Raw genomic sequence first — 20,848 nt, forward strand, 5'->3', positions numbered from 1 at the left:
CATGCTTTCCAACCCTAATATCGATCTGGTTTCGCGCTTTCTTCGCCTGCCTCTGGAACAGCGCCAGCAGTTTTACCAGCGCCTGCAAAGCCGGGGCATGAGCTTCGCCCAACTGCCGATTGCCTCGATCCGCGAGGACGGCCGGAAACTGCCGTTGTCCTACGCCCAGGAACGGCAGTGGTTTCTCTGGCAGTTGGACCCGGACAGTGACGCGTATCACGTCCCCGGCGCCCTGCGTCTGAGCGGCCAGCTGGACAAGGCCGCCCTGCAGCGCAGTTTCGACACCTTGGTGGCGCGCCATGAAAGCCTGCGTACACGCCTGCACCTGGAGGCCGAGGCACGTACTCAGGAGGTGCTGGCCCACGGGGTGGTCGAGATCGCCGAAAGCGCAGTCGACGAAGCGCAGCTCAAGGCCTGTGTCGAAGCCGAAATCGCCCGTCCCTTCGACTTGCAGCAAGGTCCGTTGCTGCGGGTCAGTTTGCTCGCAGTGAGTGAAGAGGAGCACGTGCTGGTGCTGGTGCAGCACCATATCGTCTCCGATGGCTGGTCGATGGGTGTGATGGTGCAGGAGTTGATGCAACTCTATGCCGCCTACAGCCAGGGCCAGGACTGTGCGTTGGCGCCGCTGCCGATCCAGTACGCCGACTATGCGCTGTGGCAACGCAGCTGGATGGAAGCGGGGGAGAAGGCCCGTCAACTGGCGTATTGGCGCGAATTGCTCAGCGGCACGCAGCCGGTGCTGGAATTGCCGTTCGACCAGCCCCGCCCGGCGCAACAGAGCTTCCGTGGCGCGCGTCTGGACATCGCGCTCGAACCGGCACTGGTGGCAGGGTTGAAAGCCCTGGCCCAGGGCGAAGGCGTGACGATGTTCATGTTGTTGCTGGCCTCGTTCCAGGCGTTTCTGTACCGCTACAGCGGCCAGCAGGACATCCGCATCGGCGTGCCGATTGCCAACCGCAACCGGGTCGAGACCGAATCGCTGATCGGCTTCTTCGTCAATACCCAAGTGCTCAAGGCCGACCTCGATGGTCACATGAGCTTCGCCCAGCTGCTGCAGCAGACCAAGCGCCGTGCGCTGGAGGCCCAGGCCCATCAGGACTTGCCGTTCGAGCAGTTGGTGGAAGCCCTGCAACCGGAGCGCAGCCTGAGCCATAACCCGCTGTTCCAGGTGATGTTCAACCACCAGGCCAATTCACCCGCCGCCGCGCAGCAATTGCCGGGCCTGCGCGTGGCCAACCTGGAATGGGACAGCCACAGCGCCCAGTTCGACCTGAGCCTGGACACCCAGGAAAGCGGCGACGCGATCTGGGCGTCCCTGACCTACGCCACCGACCTGTTCGGCGCCGCCACCGTCGCGCGCATGGCCGAACATTGGCTGAGCCTGTTGCGGGCAGCCGTGGCGAATCCTGCATCGCCCTTGCACGACCTGGCGACACTCAACGCCGCTGAGCGCGAACAAATACTCGCTCAATGGAACGCCACCGCGCGCGACTACCCCCAAGGGCAGTGGACGCATCAGTTGATCGAGGCCCAGGTGCAGGCGCAGCCGGATGCACCGGCGTTGCGCTTCAATGAGGTGTCGCTCAGTTATGCCGAGCTCAACCGCCGCGCCAACCGCCTGGCCCATCGCCTGATCGAGGCCGGCGTAGGGCCGGACGTGCTGGTGGGCCTGGCGGTGGAGCGGTCCATCGAAATGGTCGTGGGCCTGCTCGCGGTGCTCAAGGCCGGTGGTGCCTACGTGCCGCTGGACCCGGAATACCCGCGCGAACGCCTGGCCTACATGCTGGAAGACAGTGGCGTGAAACTGTTGTTGACCCAGGCGCACTTGCGTGAACAGCTGCCGATTCCTCAAGGCCTGGAAACCCTGGTGCTGGGCGAGTCTGCCTTCGAGGGCTACAGCGACGCCAACCCAGGCATCGCCCTGGACGGCGAAAACCTCGCCTACGTGATCTACACCTCGGGCTCCACCGGCCAACCCAAAGGCGCCGGCAACCGTCATTCGGCATTGCTGAACCGCCTGCACTGGATGCAGGAAGCCTATGCCCTGGACGCCAGCGACACGGTGCTGCAAAAGACCCCGTTCAGCTTCGACGTGTCGGTGTGGGAGTTCTTCTGGCCGCTGATGAGCGGTTCGCGTCTGGTGGTTGCAGCACCCGGTGATCACCGTGATCCGGCCAGGCTGATCAACCTGATCAATCAACAGCAGGTCACCACGCTGCACTTCGTGCCGTCGATGCTGCAGGCCTTTCTGCAGGATCCGGCGGTGTCGACCTGCCAAAGCCTGCAGCGCATCGTGTGCAGCGGCGAGGCCCTGCCGGTGGACGCCCAGCAGCAGGTCTTCGCCAAGCTGCCACAGGCCGGGCTCTACAACCTGTACGGCCCGACCGAAGCCGCCATCGACGTGACCCACTGGACCTGCGTGGATGAGGGCCGCGACGCGGTACCGATTGGCCGCCCGATTGCCAACCTGGGTTGCTACATCCTCGACAGCCACTTCGAACCCGTACCGGTCGGCGTGCTGGGCGAGTTGTACCTCGGCGGCATCGGCCTGGCCCGGGGTTACCACCGCCGTCCGGCACTCACCGCCGAACGTTTTGTCGCCCACCCGTTCATCCAGGGCGAGCGCCTGTACCGTACCGGCGACCTGGCACGTTACCGCGCAGACGGCGTGATCGAATACGCCGGGCGTATCGACCATCAGGTCAAGCTGCGCGGCCTGCGTATCGAGCTGGGCGAAATCGAAGCGCGCCTGCTGGAGCACGCGTGGGTGCGCGAGACCGCCGTGCTGGCGGTCGACGGTAAATACCTGGCGGGCTACCTGGTGCTGCAGGACGCTGGCGATGATTGGCGCGAAGTTCTCGGCGCCCATCTCGCCCAGCAGTTGCCGGACTACATGGTGCCCGCCCAATGGGTGCTGCTGGAGCAGATGCCTCTGAGCCCCAACGGCAAACTCGACCGCAAGGCCCTGCCCAAACCCGAAGCCACCCACCACTACGAAGCTCCGCAAAGTGCCCTGGAGCAGCAGATCGCGGCGATCTGGGCTGAGGTGCTGGGCGTCGAACAGGTGGGCTTGAACGACAACTTCTTCGAGCGCGGCGGTGACTCGATCATTTCAATCCAGGTGGTCAGCCGCGCCCGCGCCGCCGGTATCCATTTCACCGCCAAGGCGTTGTTCCAGCACCAGACCGTGCGCAGCCTGGCGCGGGTGGCGCAGTTGCAGGTTGCCCAGGTGTTTGACCAGGGCCCGGTGCAGGGCGAGACGCCGTTGCTGCCGTTCCAGCAGCTGTTCTTCGAGATGGACCTGCCGGACCGCCACCACTGGAACCAGTCCTTGCTGCTGACGCCACGCGAGCCGGTGCGGGCAGATCGACTGCAAGCGGCCTTGCACGCCATCGTTCAACATCACGATGGGCTGCGCCTGAGCTTCAGCCAGCCCGCCGAAGGGTGGCGGGCCGAGCATGCAACCGCCACCCCTGAGGTGCTGTGGCAGGCCACGGTGGCGGATGCCGACGAGCTGGCCGCGCTGTGCGAAAAAGCCCAGCGCAGCCTCGACCTGCAACAGGGGCCTTTGTTGCGTGCGGTGCTTGCCGAACTGGCCGATGGTTCCCAGCGCCTGTTGCTGGTCATGCACCACCTGGTGGTGGATGGCGTGTCCTGGCGGGTGTTCCTCGAGGACCTGCAAAGCCTCTACCGCCAACAGCCGTTGCCGGCCAAGACCTCGTCGTTCAAGGCCTGGGCCGAGCGTTTGCAGGCCCATGCCCGCAGCGAAGCGGTACAGCCGCAAAAAGACTTCTGGCTGCAACAGCTCCAGGACGTGCCGACCGATCTGCCCTGCCGTGATCCCCAAGGCGCGCGTCCTGGCCGCCTGGCGCAGACAGTGGTCAGCCGACTGGACGCCGAGCACACCCGGCAATTACTGCAACAGGCGCCTGCGGCCTATCGCACCCAGATCAACGATCTGCTGCTGACCGCCCTGGCGCGTGTCATCTGCCAGTGGACCGGGCAGGCTTCCAGCCTGATCCAACTGGAAGGCCATGGCCGTGAAGACCTGTTCGAGGATATCGACCTGACCCGTACCCTGGGCTGGTTCACCAGCCTGTTCCCGGTGCGCCTGACCCCGGCCGAATCCCTTGGCGCCTCGATCAAGCAGATCAAGGAGCAACTGCGCGCTGTGCCGGACAAGGGCCTGGGCTTCGGCGCGCTGCGCTACCTCGGCGACGAGGCCACGCGCCAGGCATTCAGCGCATTGCCGGTGCCGCGCATCACCTTCAATTACCTGGGCCAGATCGACGCCAGCTTTGACCAGCCGGACGGTTTGTTTGTACTCGCAGCGGAAAGCGCCGGAGCCGAGCAGAGCCCGGAGGCGCCGCTGGGCAACTGGCTGACCCTCAACGGCCAGGTATTCGGCGGTGAACTGCACATGGGCTGGACCTTCAGCCCGCTGATGTTCGAGGCCGCGCAGATCGACGCCTTGAGCCAGGCCTTCAGCCGTGAGCTGACGGCATTGGTGGAACATTGTTGCACCCCCGGCAATCACGGCGTGACGGCCTCGGACTTCCCATTGTCACGCCTGAACCAGCAGCAGCTTGAGTCCTTGCCGCTGGCCGCCGATGGGATTGACGACATCTACACCTTGTCGCCCATGCAGCAAGGCATGCTGTTCCACACCCTGTACGAACAGGCCGCCGGTGACTACATCAACCAGATCCGCGTGACGGCCGAGGGCTTGGATGTGGCGCGCTTCCAGCAGGCCTGGGATGCCACGGTGCAGGCCCATGAAGTACTGCGCAGCGGGTTTTTCTGGGAGGGCCAGCTGGAGTGGCCCTGCCAGGTGGTGTACCGCGAGGCCCGGCTGCCCATCGAACTGCTCGACTGGCGCGCCATGCCGGAGCCGGAGCTGGCGTTGCAAGACCTGCAGCAAGCCCAGCGTCGCCAGGGCTTTGAGCTGGCCAAGGCGCCCCTGGTCCGTCTGGTGCTGGTGCGTACCGACGAGCAACGCCATGAGCTGATCTACACGAGCCATCACATCCTGATGGACGGTTGGAGCAATTCGCGACTGTTCGGTGAAGTGCTGCAACGTTACGCCGGCGTGGCGGTGCCCGACGCGGCCGGACGCTATCGCGATTACATCGGTTGGTTGCAGCAGCGTGATGCCGGTGCGACGGAAACTTTCTGGCGCGAGCAGTTGAGTGCACTGCAAGCGCCGACTCGCCTGGGCCGCAGCCAGCCCATGGCGGCGGACGGGCATGGCGAGCACTCCCTGAGCCTGGGTCGCCCGCTGACAGGGCGCCTCGAGGCCTTCGCCCGCAGCCATAAGGTCACGCTCAACACCCTGGTGCAGGCGGCATGGCTGGTCCTGTTGCAGCGCCATAGCGGGCAGGCGGTGGTGTCGTTCGGTGCCACCGTGGCCGGGCGCCCGGCAGACCTCGTGGGGGTGGAGCAGCAGATTGGCCTGTTCATCAATACCCTGCCGGTGATCTGCGCAGTGGAGGGCGGGCAAACCGTGGCCGACTGGTTGCAAAGGGTGCAGGCGCAGAACCTGGCCTTGCGCGAGCATGAACACACCGGGCTGTACGATATCCAGCGCTGGGCCGGGCAGGGCGGTGAAGCCCTGTTCGACAATATCCTGGTGTTCGAGAACTACCCGGTGTCCAAGGCCCTGAAACAGAGTGGCGGCAGCGGTATCCGTTTTGGCCTGCCGGAGTCCCGCGAGCAGACCAACTTCCCGCTGACGGTGCTGGTGGACGTCGGTGACACGCTGTCGGTGCAGTTCAGCTTTGCGCGTGCGCATTTCGACCCGGACACGGTGCAAACCTACGGCCGCCATCTGCTCAATCTGCTGCAAGCCATGCTCGAGGGCGACCAGCAGCGCCTGGGCGAACTGGCGATGCTCGATGTGGCCGAACGCCGGCAAGTGGTACAGGACTGGAACGCCACGGCGCGGGACTACCCGTTGCAGCACGGCGTGCATCAGCTGATTGAACAGCAGGTGACGCGCACGCCGGACGCCACGGCACTGGTGTTCGCCGAGCAGCGCTTGAGCTACGTCGAGCTGAACTGCCGCGCCAACCGCCTGGCCCATCGCCTGATCGAAGCCGGCGTAGGACCGGACGTGCTGGTCGGCCTGGCGGTGGAGCGTTCCATCGACATGGTCGTCGGCCTGCTCGCGGTGCTCAAGGCCGGTGGCGCCTACGTGCCGCTGGACCCGGAATACCCGCGCGAACGCCTGGCCTACATGCTGGACGACAGCGGGGTGAAACTGCTGCTGACCCAGGCGCATTTGCGTGAACAGCTGCCGATTCCCCAAGGCCTGGAAACCCTGGTGCTGGGCGAGTCTGCCTTCGAGGGCTACAGCGACGCCAACCCAGGCATCGCCCTGGACGGCGAAAACCTCGCCTACGTGATCTACACCTCGGGCTCCACCGGCCAGCCCAAAGGCGCCGGCAACCGTCATTCGGCATTGCTGAACCGCCTGCACTGGATGCAGGAAGCCTATGCCCTGGACGCCAGCGACGCGGTGCTGCAAAAGACCCCGTTCAGCTTCGACGTGTCGGTGTGGGAGTTCTTCTGGCCGCTGATGACCGGTTCGCGCCTGGTGGTTGCGGCGCCGGGGGATCATCGTGATCCGAGCAAACTGGTGCGCCTGATCAATGCCGAGCAGGTCACCACGCTGCACTTTGTCCCGTCGATGTTGCAGGCCTTCCTGCAGGAGCCGACGGTTGCGACTTGCCATACCCTGCACCGCATCGTGTGCAGTGGTGAAGCGTTGCCGGTGGACGCCCAGCAGCAGGTTTTCGCCAAGCTGCCCCAGGCCGGGCTCTACAACCTGTATGGCCCGACCGAAGCCGCCATCGACGTGACCCACTGGACCTGCGTGGACGAAGGCCGCGACGCCGTGCCAATTGGCCGCCCGATCGCCAACCTCGGCTGCTATATCCTCGACAGCCACTTCGAACCCGTACCGGTCGGCGTGCTCGGCGAGTTGTACCTCGGCGGCATCGGCCTGGCCCGGGGTTACCACCGCCGCCCGGCACTCACTGCCGAACGTTTTGTCGCCCACCCGTTCATCCAGGGCGAGCGCCTGTACCGCACCGGTGACCTGGCACGTTACCGCGCAGACGGCGTGATCGAATACGCCGGGCGTATCGACCATCAGGTCAAGTTGCGTGGCCTGCGCATCGAGCTGGGAGAAATCGAAGCGCGCCTGCTGGAACACGCGTGGGTGCGCGAGACCGCCGTGCTGGCGGTCGACGGTAAATACCTGGTGGGCTACCTGGTGCTGCAAAACGCCGGGGACGACTGGCGCGATGTGCTCAGCGCCCATCTCGCCCAGCAGTTGCCGGACTACATGGTGCCCGCCCAATGGGTGCTGCTGGAGCAGATGCCTCTGAGCCCCAACGGCAAACTGGATCGCAAGGCTTTGCCCAAGGCGGACGCGAGCTTGCACGCGCGGGCGTACGTCGCGCCGCAGAGCGAGCTGGAACAGCAGATCGCCGTGATCTGGGCCGAAGTCCTGGCGGTACCGCGCGTGGGGTTGAACGACAACTTCTTCGAACTGGGCGGCCACTCGCTGCTGGCTACCCAGGTGGTGGTGCGCCTGCGCGAGCAGCTGCATGCCGAATTCGACGTCAAATCGATCTTCACCACCCCGACCCTGGCCGATTTCAGCGCCTATGTGGCAGGCCAGCAGACAAATAATTCGCCGGTGCAGGACGCATTGGCTAAATCCTTGGAGGCTCTCAAACGTCTATCAGCAGAAGATTTGGATAAATTGACTTCCTGAGGGGCGTGGCGTGCAAGCATTAATCGAGTCGGTAGGGTCACTTTCGGCGCAGCAAAAGAAAGCGTTGGCGGTAATGCTCAAGCAGCAAGGCATCAACCTGTTTGAGATTGCCCCGGTTTTCAAGCGCCAGGAAGGTGAGCCTCTTCGGCTCTCTTATGCCCAGGAGCGGCAGTGGTTTTTGTGGCAGTTGGAGCCGCAGAGCCCCGCCTACCATCTGCCGCGCGCCTTGCGCTTGAAAGGCCGCCTGGACCGGGCGGCCTTGCAGCGCAGCTTCGATAGCCTGATCGCCCGCCATGAAAGCCTGCGTACTCACTTGCAGCAGGATGCCGACCAGTTGCTACAGGTGGTCAGCCCCGAGTTGGCGCTGGAAATCGCCTTTGAAAAGGCTGACGCGGCGCAGCTTGAGGCGCTGGTGCAGGCCGAAGTCGCCAAGCCCTTCGATCTGCAACAAGGCCCGCTGCTGCGGGTCAAGTTGCTGCAATTGGCAGCCGATGAGCACGTATTGGTGTTGGTGCTGCATCACATCGTCGCCGATGGCTGGTCGATGCAGGTCATGGTCGACGAGTGGGTGCAGTTTTACGTCGCGTACAGCCAGGGCCATGCTGTGCACCTGCCGGACCTGTCGATTCAATACCCGGACTACGCCTTGTGGCAGCGCAGTTGGATGGAAGCCGGCGAGAAAGAACGTCAGCTGGGCTATTGGCGCGAGCAGTTGGGCGGTGAGCAGCCGGTGCTGGAGTTGCCGCTGGATTACCCGCGACCGGCGGTACAGAGCTATCGCGGTGCACGGCTCGACATGAGCCTGGATGCGGCGCTGGTCACCGGTCTCAAGGCGTTGGCCCAGCGCGAAGGCGTGACACTGTTCATGCTGTTGCTGGCCTCCTTCCAGACCTTGTTGTATCGCTACAGCGGGCAGCCGGATATCCGCGTCGGCGTGCCGATTGCCAACCGCAATCGGGCAGAAACCGAGGGGTTGATTGGGTTTTTCGTCAATACCCAGGTGCTCAAGGCCGACGTCGATGGGCACATGACATTCAGTGCGTTGCTGGCCCAGGTCAAGCAGCGTGCATTGGAGGCCCAGAGTCATCAGGACCTGCCCTTCGAACAGCTGGTCGAGGCGTTGCAGCCCGAGCGTAGCCTGAGCCATAACCCGTTGTTCCAGGTGATGTTCAACCACCAGACCGAGGGCCGCGGGCCGCGCGGCGAGCAGCAGTTGCCGGGCCTGGACGTAGAGGCCCTGGAGTGGGGCAGCCAGAGTGCGCAGTTCGACCTGAGCCTGGATACCCAGGAATCGCCTGACGGCATCTGGGCCTCGCTGACCTATGCCACCGACCTGTTCGAAGCGGCGACCGTGCAACGCATGGCCGAGCATTGGCAACGGGTATTGCGGGCGGTGGTGGGGCGCGCCGGCACTCGTATTGCCCAGCTCGGGATGCTGGTTGATGGTGAACAACGCAGCCTGCTGCAAGACTGGAACCGCAGCACGGCGGCGTTTGAAGACGTCGCAGGTGTGCACGGCTTGTTCCAGGCCCAGGCCCGGCAGCGGCCTGATGCGGTTGCCCTGTGCCTGGATGACCGGTCCATCAGCTATGCCGAGCTGAACCGTCAGGCCAACCGCCTGGCCCATCACCTCATCGGCCAGGGGGTTGGCCCGGAAGTGCTGGTGGGGGTGGCGGTCGAGCGTTCGTTCGACATGGTGGTCAGCCTGTTGGCGGTGCTCAAGGCCGGTGGTGCCTACGTGCCGCTGGACCCGCAATACCCGCGCGAACGCCTGTTGCATATGCTCGAAGACAGCGGCGTGCGCCTGGTGCTCAGCCACGCCCATGTGGCGATGCCATTGCCCGAGGGCATGGCGACGGTCGACCTGGCGGATGCACGCCTGGCGCTGTGCCCCGAGAGCGATCCGCGGGTGTCCGTTGCCGCGCAAAACCTGGCCTACGTGATCTACACCTCCGGTTCCACCGGCAAGCCCAAGGGCGTGGCGATCAACCATGGGGCGCTGACCGAATTCTCCAGTATTGCCGCCGGTTACTCGCGGTTGACCGCCGACGATCGCGTGCTTCAATTCGCTACCCTGAATTTCGATGGGTTTGTCGAGCAGTTGTACCCGGCGTTGACCCATGGCGCCACCGTTGTCCTGCGCGGCCCGGAGCTGTGGGACAGCGCGCGGCTGTACGACGAGATCATTGCCCAGGGCATCACCCTGGCCGACTTGCCGACCGCCTATTGGCACCTGTTCCTGCTGGACTGCCTGGCCGCCGGCCCACGCGCCTACGGCGCACTTCGCCAGGTCCATATCGGCGGTGAAGCCATGCCGCTGGACGGTCCGCAGCAGTGGCTCAAGGCCGGGCTCGGTCATGTGCGTTTGCTCAATACTTATGGCCCCACGGAGGCCACTGTTGTATCCAGCGTTCTGGACTGCACGGCAGGCACCGAGCTGATGGGCGCCAGCGCCAGCCCGATTGGCCGTTCGCTGCCAGGTCGAGCGCTGTATGTGCTGGATCGCGATTTGAACCTGGCGCCGCTGGGTGCTGTGGGCGAGCTGTACATCGGCAGCCGCTGCGGTTTGGCGCGTGCCTATCTGAACCGTGCAGTGCTGACGGCCGAGCGCTTTGTACCGGACCCTTTCGGTGAAACCGGCGAGCGCCTGTACCGCACCGGAGACCTGGCGCGCTACCGCGCTGATGGTGTGATCGAGTACGTCGGCCGGGTCGACCATCAGGTGAAGATCCGGGGTTTCCGCATCGAACTGGGCGAGATCGAAACGCTGCTGCTGGCCCAGGAGGGTGTGCGCGAAGCCCTGGTGTTGGCGGCCGAAAACCAGCTCGTGGCGTATCTGGTGTGCGAGCACCACGACGTCGAGGCGCTGAAGTCGATTCTGCGTGAACAGTTGCCGGACTACATGGTGCCTGCGCACCTGATCTTCCTTGAGCGTATGCCCCTGAACCCGAACGGCAAGCTGGATCGCCAGGCGCTGCCCAAACCCGACGCCAGCCAAGCGCAACAGGTATGGGTGGCGCCCGTCACGGAGCTGGAGCAACAGGTCGCCGCCGTCTGGGCAGATATTCTCGGGGCTGAACGGGTAGGGCTGGCCGATCACTTCTTCGAGATGGGCGGCCACTCGCTGCTGGCCATGCAGGTGGTCTCGCGCCTGCGCCAGGTATTGGGCCGTGAAGTGCCACTGAAACTGGTCTTCGAGCAACCGCGTCTCGAAGGTTTCGCCACCGCCCTGCAAGCGCTGGAGGCGCGCGAAGGTGAGCAGGCACCCGCGTTGCTCGCGGTCGGTCGCGAACAGCCGCTGCCGCTGTCCTATGCCCAGGAACGCCAGTGGTTTCTCTGGCAACTGGACCCCTCCAGTGCCGCTTACCATATCCCCAGCGCCTTGCGCCTCAAGGGGGCCTTGGATATCTCGGCCCTGCAACGCAGTTTTGACGCCCTGGTGGCCCGTCATGAAAGCCTGCGCACGTGTGTGCAAGAGCACGCGGACGGTGCGCGGCAAGTGATTCGGCCCGACGCCACTGTGCCGATCCGGCTGGGCAAGGTCGACGAGGCGGATCTGCAGGCGCAGGTCGAAGCCGAGATCGCCCGTCCATTTGATTTGCAGCAAGGTCCGTTGCTGCGTGTGACCTTGCTGCGCCTGGCCGAGGACGATCATGTGCTGGTGCTGGTGCAGCACCACATTGTGTCCGATGGTTGGTCGATGCAGGTGATGGTCGACGAACTGGTGCAGTTGTATGCCGCGTTCAGCCAAGGCCGGGCCCCGCAACTGCCCGGGATGCCGATCCAGTATGCGGACTATGCCGTGTGGCAGCGTGCCTGGATGGAGGCCGGTGAAAAGGCCCGTCAGCTGGATTACTGGCGTGACCTGCTCGGCGGTGAACAGCCGGTGCTCGAGCTGCCGTTCGATCATCAGCGCCCGGCGCAACAGAGTCATCGCGGCGCGCGCCTGGACGTGCCGCTGCCGGCCACCCTGGCCGCCGAACTCAAGGCCCTGGCCCAGGCACAGGGCGTGACCCTGTTCATGTTGCTGCTGGCCTCATTCCAGACGTTGTTGTACCGATACAGCGGCCAGCAGGATATTCGGGTCGGTGTACCGGTCGCCAACCGCAATCGCGTCGAAACCGAGCGGCTGATCGGCTTCTTCGTCAACACCCAGGTGCTCAAGGCCGATATCGATGGGCAGACCACCGTTGCCCAGTTGCTGGCCCAGGTCAAACAGCGCGCGCTGGACGCCCAGGCCCATCAGGACCTGCCTTTCGAGCAGCTGGTCGAGGCGTTGCAGCCCGAGCGCAGCCTGAGCCTCAACCCGCTGTTCCAGGTGATGTTCAATCACCAGGTCGAAGGGCGTCCAGGGGATGAGCCACAGTCCCTGGCCCACCTGCGTATCGAAGGCTTGGCGTGGGACCGGCGTACCGCACACTTCGACCTTGACCTGGATGTTCAGGAAGGTTCGGACGGGCTCTGGGCGTCACTGGGGTATGCGACCGATCTGTTCGAGGCCTCTACCATCGAGCGCATGGCCTGCCATTGGCAGAACCTGTTGCAGGCGATGGTTGCCGATCAGCAGCAGCTCGTCAGCCAACTGAACCTGCTGGACCAGGATGAGCAACGGCACATCCTTCAACTGTGGAACCAGACCGACGCCGGCTTTTCGGCCGAGCGCTTTGTTCACGAGTTGGTGGCCGACCGTGCGCGGGAAAACCCCACTGCGGTGGCGGTCAAGTTCGATACGCAAACCCTGAGCTATGACGAGCTGGACCGCCAGGCCAACCGCCTGGCCCATGCCTTGATCGCCCGTGGCGTCGGCCCCGAAGTACGGGTGGCGATTGCCATGCCGCGCAGTGCCGAGAGCCTGGTAGCGTTCCTCGCGGTGATGAAAGCCGGCGGTGTGTATGTGCCGCTGGATATCGAATACCCGCGTGATCGCCTGCTGTACATGATGCAGGACAGCCGTGCGCAACTGCTGCTGACCCACACCAGTGCCTTGCCGCAACTGCCGATTCCCGACGGCATGCAGACGCTGGCCATCGATCGCACCGAGCAATGGGCCGATTACAGCGACACCGCGCCAAACGTGACGCTGGACGGCGACAACCTCGCCTACGTGATCTACACCTCCGGCTCCACCGGCATGCCCAAGGGCGTGGCGGTGTCCCACGGGCCGTTGGTGGCGCACATCATTGCCACCGGCGAGCGTTATGAAACATCGCCGGCCGATTGCGAACTGCACTTCATGTCGTTCGCCTTCGACGGCTCCCACGAAGGCTGGATGCACCCGCTGATCAACGGCGCCAGCGTGCTGGTCCGTGACGACAGCCTGTGGCTGCCGGAATATACCTACGCGCAGATGCACCGTCACAATGTGACCATGGCGGTGTTCCCACCGGTGTACCTGCAGCAGCTGGCCGAGCATGCCGAGCGCGACGGTAATCCACCAAAGGTGCGGGTCTACTGCTTTGGCGGCGATGCGGTGGCGCAAGCCAGCTACGACCTGGCCTGGCGCGCGCTCAAGCCGACCTACCTGTTCAACGGCTACGGCCCGACCGAAACCGTGGTCACGCCGTTGCTCTGGAAGGCGCGCAAGGGCGATCCCTGCGGCGCCGTCTACGCGCCAATCGGCACGTTGCTGGGCAACCGCAGCGGCTACGTGCTCGACGCGCAACTCAACCTGCAACCCATCGGCGTCGCCGGTGAGCTGTACCTGGGCGGCGAGGGCGTGGCCCGTGGTTACCTGGAACGTCCGGCGCTGACCGCCGAACGCTTTGTGCCGGACCCGTTCGGCACGCCGGGCAGCCGCGTGTATCGCAGCGGCGACCTGACCCGTGGCCGTCCGGATGGCGTGGTGGATTACCTCGGTCGCGTCGACCACCAGGTGAAAATCCGTGGTTTCCGCATCGAACTGGGGGAAATCGAAGCGCGTCTGCGTGAACAGGACGGCGTCGGTGAAACCGTGGTCGTCGCCCAGGATGGCCCGACCGGCAAGCAGTTGGTGGCGTATGTCGTGCCGGCCGATGGTTCGCTGGCCAACGACACCGAGTTTCGCGAAACCCTGCGCCGTGGATTGAAAACCCATCTGCCGGACTACATGGTCCCGGCGCACTTCATGTTCCTGGCCCGGATGCCGCTGACCCCCAACGGCAAGCTTGACCGCAAAGGCCTGCCGCAACCGGATACGGCGCAGTCGCAAGGCGCCTGGGTGGAGCCGGTGACGCCGTTGCAGCAGCAGGTCGCGGCGATCTGGGCACAGGTGCTGGGGGCCGAGCGTATTGGCCTGAACGATCACTTCTTCGAGCTGGGCGGGCATTCGTTGCTGGCCATGCAGGTGATCTCCCGTGTGCGTCAGTTGCTTGAGCGGGAAGTGGCCCTGCGCACCTTGTTCGAGCAACCGCAGCTGGAAAGTTTCGTACTGGCCTTGCAGGCGACAGACCAGGCGCTGGCGCCGCCGATGCTGGCGATCGGGCGTGAGCAACCGTTGGCGTTGTCCTTCGCCCAGGAGCGCCAGTGGTTCCTTTGGCAACTGGATCCGCGCAGCGCGGCTTACCATATTCCCAGCGTGCTACGCCTGACCGGGCGCCTCGACCAGCAGGCCTTGCAGCGCAGCTTCGACGATCTGGTGGCACGGCATGAGAGCTTGCGTACCCAGGTGTACCAGGACGGCGAGCGCGCGTTTCAGTTGATTCGCCCAGCGACCGCCCTGGTGATCGCGCGGGTGGAGGCCGACGCCGAGAACCTTCAACAGCAGGTCGAAACCGAGATTGCCCGGCCATTCGATTTGCAGGCGGGCCCACTGCTGCGCGTTACCTTGCTGCGCCTGGCCGACGATGAGCATGTGCTGGTGCTGGTGCAGCACCACATCGTGACCGACGGCTGGTCGATGCAAGTGATGGTCGACGAACTGGTGCAGCTGTACGCCGCCCACTGCCAGGGCCAGGCGCCGCAATTGCCGGAACTGGTGCTGCAATACGCCGATTACGCGCACTGGCAGCGCCAATGGATGGTGGCGGGCGAGCGCGAGCGTCAACTGGCGTATTGGCGGCAATTGCTCGGCGGCGAACAGCCGATGCTGGAATTGCCTACCGCGAACGCGCGGCCAGCGGTGCAAAGCTATCGCGGTGCAAGCCTGCAACTCGAATTGCCCCAAGCGCTGGCAACCGGGCTCAAGGCCTTGGCCCAGCGTGAGGACGTGACGTTGTTCATGGTGTTGCTGGCGTCTTTCCAGAGCCTGTTGTACCGCTACAGTGGTCAGCCGGACATCCGCATCGGGGTTCCGATTGCCAACCGCAACCGGGTTGAGGTGGAGCGCGTCGTCGGTTTCTTCGTCAACACTCAAGTGCTCAAGGCCGATATCGACGGGCAGATCACCGTCGGCCAGTTGTTGCAGCAGGTCAAGCGCCGCAGCCTGGATGCCCAGGGCCATCAGGACCTGCCGTTCGAACAGTTGGTGGAAGCCCTGCAACCGGAGCGCAGCCTGAGCCACAACCCCTTATTCCAGGTGATGTTCAACCACCAAAGCGATGCTGGCCTGATGACCTCGGGGCACTCACTGCCGGACCTGCGTGTAGAAGGGCTGGATTGGGGCAGCCACACCGCACAGTTCGACCTGAGCCTGGACACCCAGGCCTCGGCGGATGGCATCCACGCCACCCTGACTTACGCGACCGACCTGTTTGACCCTGTCGTGCTCGAGCGCATGCTTGCCCATTGGCAGAACCTGCTGCAGGGCATGCTCAATGACCCGCAGCAGCGTGTCAGCCAGTTGCCGTTGCTGGACCCTTGCGAACAGCAGGTGTTGGTAGCGCAATGGAATGCCACCGCTCGCGATTATTCGCGCCAGCCGGTGCATCATTTGATCGAGGCTCAGGCGGCGCAGACCCCGGACGCTCCGGCACTGGTCTTCGCTGCCCAGCGCCTGGACTATGCCGAGCTGAACCGGCGCGCCAATCGCCTGGCCCACCGCCTGATCCGTGCGGGCGTCGGCCCGGATGTGTTGGTCGGCCTGGTTGTGGAGCGTTCCGTCGAAATGGTCGTTGGCCTGCTGGCCGTGCTCAAGGCGGGCGGCGCCTATGTGCCGATGGACCCGGACTATCCGCGTGAGCGCCTGGCGTACATGCTCGAAGACAGTGGCGTGAAACTGCTGCTGACCCAATCCCATCTGCTGCAACAGCTGCCGATTGCCGAAGGCGTCGAATGCCTGGTGCTGGGGGAGTCGGCGTTCGAGGGTTACCCCGACACCAATCCTGACATTGTGCTGGACGCTGAAAACCTTGCGTATGTGATCTACACCTCCGGCTCCACCGGCCAGCCCAAGGGCGCGGGCAACCGCCATTCGGCACTGGCCAACCGCTTGTGCTGGATGCAGGAAGCCTACGCCTTGAGCGCCAGCGACACGGTCTTGCAAAAGACACCGTTCAGTTTCGACGTCTCGGTGTGGGAGTTTTTCTGGCCGCTGATGACCGGCGCGCGGCTGGTCGTCGCGGCGCCGGGTGATCACCGTGACCCCGCCAGGCTGGTGGCGCTGATCAACGCCGAACACGTGACGACGTTGCATTTTGTGCCTTCGATGTTGCAGGCGTTCATGCAGGATGCGGCAGTGTCCAGTTGCCACAGCGTGCAACGCATTGTATGCAGCGGTGAAGCACTGCCGGTGGATGCCCAGCAACAGGTATTTGCCAAATTACCCGCAGCCGGCTTGTACAACCTGTACGGGCCGACGGAAGCCGCCATCGACGTGACCCATTGGACCTGCATCGATGAACGGCGTGACACGGTGCCCATCGGCCAGCCCATAGCCAATCTGCAGACCTATGTGCTGGATGCCCAGTTGCAAGTGGTGCCCGCAGGCGTGGCGGGCGAGTTGTACCTGGGCGGCAAGGGGTTGGCGCGTGGCTACCATCGCCGTCCCGGGATGACCGCCGAGCGTTTCATTGCCTCGCCGTTCGAGTCGGGTGCCCGCTTGTATCGTACCGGTGACCGTGTGCGCCAGCGCAGCGACGGTGTGATCGAATACCTCGGGCGCCTGGACCACCAGGTCAAGTTGCGGGGCCTGCGGATTGAACTGGGTGAAATTGAAGCGCGCCTCCTCGAAACCGCTGAAGTGCAGGAGGCGTCGGTGCAGGTTGTCGATGGCAAGCACTTGGTCGGCTATCTGGTGTTGCAGGCGCCCGGTGAACACTGGCGCGAAGCGCTCAGTGCGCACCTGGCTGCGCATTTGCCCGACTACATGGTGCCGGCCCAGTGGGTGCTGTTGGAGCAGATGCCTCTGAGCCCCAACGGCAAGTTGGACCGCAAGGCACTGCCCAAGCCCGATGCGCGCCAGCACGAGCAGGTGTTCCGCGCCCCGCAGAGCGAGTTGGAGCAACGGCTCGCGACGATCTGGGGCGAGGTGCTGGACGTCGAGCGCGTTGGCCTGGATGACAATTTCTTTGAACTGGGCGGTCATTCGCTGTTGGTGTTGATGCTCAGGGAGCGCATCCGCAAGGCCACCGGCAGGGTGCTGTCGGTCAGCCAATTGATGCTTAACCCGACGGTTGCCGGGCAGGTGAATTGCCTGGGTAACGGCGCGGGGCCTTCGTTGATCGTCAAGCTCAACAGCCAGACGCAAGGGACGCCGTTGTTCCTGTTCCACCCCAGCTATGGCTCGGTGCATTGCTATAAGGCCATTGGCTTGGCGCTGCGCGAGCAACGGCCGGTGATGGGCGTGATCTGCCGTGCACTGGCCGAGGAGGGCAGTGCGGTACCGAGCTGGCAAGCGATGGTCGAGGATTACACCGGGCAATTGCTCGCTGCCTGGCCCGAAGGCCGTTATCGCCTGGCTGGCTGGTCAATGGGCGGCAACCTGGCCATGGAAGTCGCTTATGCGCTGGAGCAAGCCGGGCGCGAGGTGGAAGTGGTCGGTTGGATCGACGCCTCGCCACCGCATTGGCTCAAGGCCTATTGGGACGCGGCGGTGACGGCGGATGACGATGAACTGTCGGTCAACCAGCGGCGTGTAGAACTGTTGCAGGTCATGTTTCCTGCCTCGAGCCAGCAGATCCACGCGGCGTGGCAGGACAGCCAGGCGCTCTTCAGCGATGAAGTGCAGCAATGGCAGGCGCTGGGTGCCTGGGCTGAAGACGCGTTGGGTGAGACGTTCCGGGAGATCAAGGCAAGCTTGCTTGAGGGTGACGAGGCGCAGATTTCCTGGGAACTGGACCGCACCCTGGGCCAGCGCCTCAAGGATGCCGACTTCAAGCCGCTCAAGGCGCCGATCAGGTGCTGGTGGGCCGCCGCGAGCCGTGCGGGACAGCATCGCCGGTTGATCGAAGCGACCATGGAGCAGGTGGTGGGCCGCGCGTGCGTACAGCAGTCAGTGATGATCGACTCCACCCACGACCGCATCATCGATAACGCCGCGTTCGTACAGAGCTTCGCCGATGCCATGAAGTAACTGTCCGCGTTATCCAACGCCCCTGGCCCAACGGCCAGGGGCGTTTTTTTTGCCTTGCCTGCGTGTTGTGCGGGCAGCAAAAAGCCCCTGGTCATTGCGCATGGCCAGGGGCTTGGGGCGGTGCGTCTAGCGTCTATGCATCAGAAGTTCCAGCGAGTGCTGAGCATGATGTTACGCGGGTCACCGTAGTAAACCGAGTTGTAGAAGCCGATGTTGGTGTAGTACTTCTTGTCGAAGACGTTGTTGACATTGAGGCTGGCCGATACGTTCTCGGTGACCTGGTAGCGAGCCATCAGGTCCACCAGCCACAGGGGATCCTGGGAGAAGTTATCCTGGCTGCCGGTGGTGTAGTTGTTGGTCAGCAGCTTCCAGCCCGTACCCTGCCAGCGCACGCCGCTGCCCAGGGTGAGTTTGTCCAGGGCGCCGGTCAGCTTGTAGCTGGTGTAGATATTGACCTGGTCTTCCGGTTCCCAGGTGGAGAGTTTTTCACCCTCTTTGTCACGCATGATCTTGTGCGTATAACCCGCCTGCAGCTGCCAGCCGGGGGCCAGCTCGCCGGAGATTTCCGCTTCGTAGCCCTTGGTCTTGGCCTTGGTGCCCTTGGACGCATAGTCGAGGCCCGGGTAGCTGTCGGGAATGTAGTCGCTATCGTCGATGGCGCGGTTTTTCTCGTGCACTTCGAAGTAGGCGAGGCTGGCGTTGAGGCGTCCATCGAAGAATTCGCCTTTGAAGCCGACCTCGTAGTTCTTGCCTTCATCCGGCTCGATCGGCTTGTTGTTGCGGTCGCGGTAGTCGTCCTGTGGCAGGTAGATCTCGGTGAAGCTGGCATAGGCCGAGAGGTTTTCGGTGAAGTCGTAGGTAAGGCCGGCGTAAGGCACGACCTTGCCGGTGTCCTTGACCTGGCTGGTGCCGCTGACCTCGTAGTTGTTGACCCGGGTACCCAGGATCAGGTGCCAGTCATCAGCGAGGCTGAAGCGGCCGGTGATGTACTGGGCGCTCTGGCGGGTGAGCTCGTCGTTGCGTTTGGTCTGCGGGCCACGGTCAGGTTTGGGAACCTCGCCGTTCCAATTGAAATAGTCGTAGTTGTTGTTGATGGCGCGGGTGTAGTCGCGGCCCAGCCAGCGGGAGCGCGAGACCGAGGCGCCGATCACCAGTTCATGGTCACGTCCGAACAGGCTGAAAGGCCCGGTGGCATAGAGGTCGCCGGTGTCGCTGGTGGTCTCGCCATTGTAGGTCCGCGTGAGCAACATGGACTGACCGGTGGTGACGTTGGGCGCCAGCAGGGCGGACAGCGGTGCCTTGTAGCCATTGATCTGGTGGTTGTACTGGGCCTTGCCGACCCAGCCGTTATCGAAGGTGTGTTCCAGGGTCGCGAAACCGGTACGGGTGTACTGCGCCCACTTGCTGAACTTGGCGCCATTGTTGAACGAACGCGAGGTGCTGATGCGGTTGCCGGCGCTGTCATACAGCGAGGCCGAGCCCGACCAGCTGGAGCCTTGCGGGTCGCTGTCCTGGTAGTCGCCGCCGACGGTCAGCAGTGTGTCCGGTGACAGGTCGAACTCCAGGATGCCGTAGTACACGTTGGTCTTGCGCTGGTAATGATCGAGGAACGTGTGCTTGTCCTGGTAGGCGGCCACCGCCCGACCGCGCACGTTACCGGTCTCGGTGAGCGGACCGCCGACGTCGACTTCCGAGCGGTAGTTGTCCCAGGAACCGGCGCCCAGATCGACGTAGCCCTTGAATTCCGAGGTTGGCTTCTTGCGCACCATGTTGATGGTGCCGCCAGGGCCGCCGGCACCGGTCAGCAGGCCGGTAGCGCCCTTGAGGATCTCGACGCGGTCGTAGATCACCGTGTCGGTCAGGGTGTGGCCGGACGAATACTGGGCATCCTGCAGGATCGGAATGCCGTCGTACTGGAAGTTCTGGATGGCGAAGCCACGGGAGTAGTAGCTGGTCCGCTCACTGTCGTACGCGGCAACGGTGATGCCGGGGGTATGGCGCATCACGTCGTCGATCGACTTGAGGTTGAAGTCATCCATGGCCTGGCGCGTCACCACCGAGATCGATTGAGGCGTCTCCCGGGGCGTCAGCACCATTCGGGTCGCGGTCGCGATGGTGCCGGGAGTATACGAGCCGGAGCCCTCGGTAATGGTGCCGAGCTGGTTGGCGGTCACCTGGGTGGCGCCCAGCTCCAGGGCGGACGAACGCCCGGCCGTGAGCGTCATGGTGTTGCCCTGCAGGTCGTAATCGACCCCCGTCCCGGTCAGCAAGGTGGTCATGGCCTGGCCAGGTTGCATCTTGCCCTTGACCTTGTGACTGCGTTTGCCTTCCACGTCGGACGGGCTGTACAGCACTTGCAGATTGGCCTGCCGACCAAATTCTTGAAGAGCGCTCCCCAGTGACTGGGCGGGGACATTCAGCTCGATCTCCTGCGCCTGAACATAACCTGCGACCGGCAGGGTCAGCGCAACGGCAATGGCACCAGGGAGCACGTGGGTGTTCAAGAGGCGGCGCATGGAGAGTGCCTTGCTCAAGGGACTCAGACCAAATGTTGCTGGCATGGGTGAATTCTCTTCTAGGTATTTAGTGGGCAGATTATAAATATTTGTTGTGGTTGGTTCTCATTACCACTAGTGAGA

Annotated in this window: 1 protein-coding gene and 1 pseudogene; one reads left to right on the forward strand and one right to left on the reverse strand. The window is 64.0% G+C overall.

Annotated elements, in window-relative coordinates; genetic code table 11:
* The first annotated feature begins 1 nt into the window (after position 1).
* Positions 2 to 18,209: pseudogene (locus NIBR502773_RS31470) on the forward strand (non-ribosomal peptide synthase/polyketide synthase).
* 140 nt (positions 18,210 to 18,349) lie between these two features.
* Here NIBR502773_RS31470 and NIBR502773_RS27850 read toward each other — a convergent pair.
* On the reverse strand, positions 18,350 to 20,725 hold the full coding sequence (locus tag NIBR502773_RS27850; protein WP_141157476.1) for a TonB-dependent siderophore receptor: 2,376 nt from the start codon (positions 20,723 to 20,725) through the stop codon (positions 18,350 to 18,352).
* Between the last annotated feature and the right edge of the window lie 123 nt (positions 20,726 to 20,848).

It is taken from the genome of Pseudomonas sp. NIBRBAC000502773 (genome assembly GCF_006517195.1).
GTDB classification, from domain to species: Bacteria; Pseudomonadota; Gammaproteobacteria; order Pseudomonadales; family Pseudomonadaceae; genus Aquipseudomonas; species Aquipseudomonas marginalis.

Coding starts and splice junctions, on each gene's coding strand:
- NIBR502773_RS27850 (WP_141157476.1), bottom strand. CDS start 20,725: ATGCGCCGCCTCTTGAACACCCACGTGCTCCCTGGTGCCATTGCCGTT.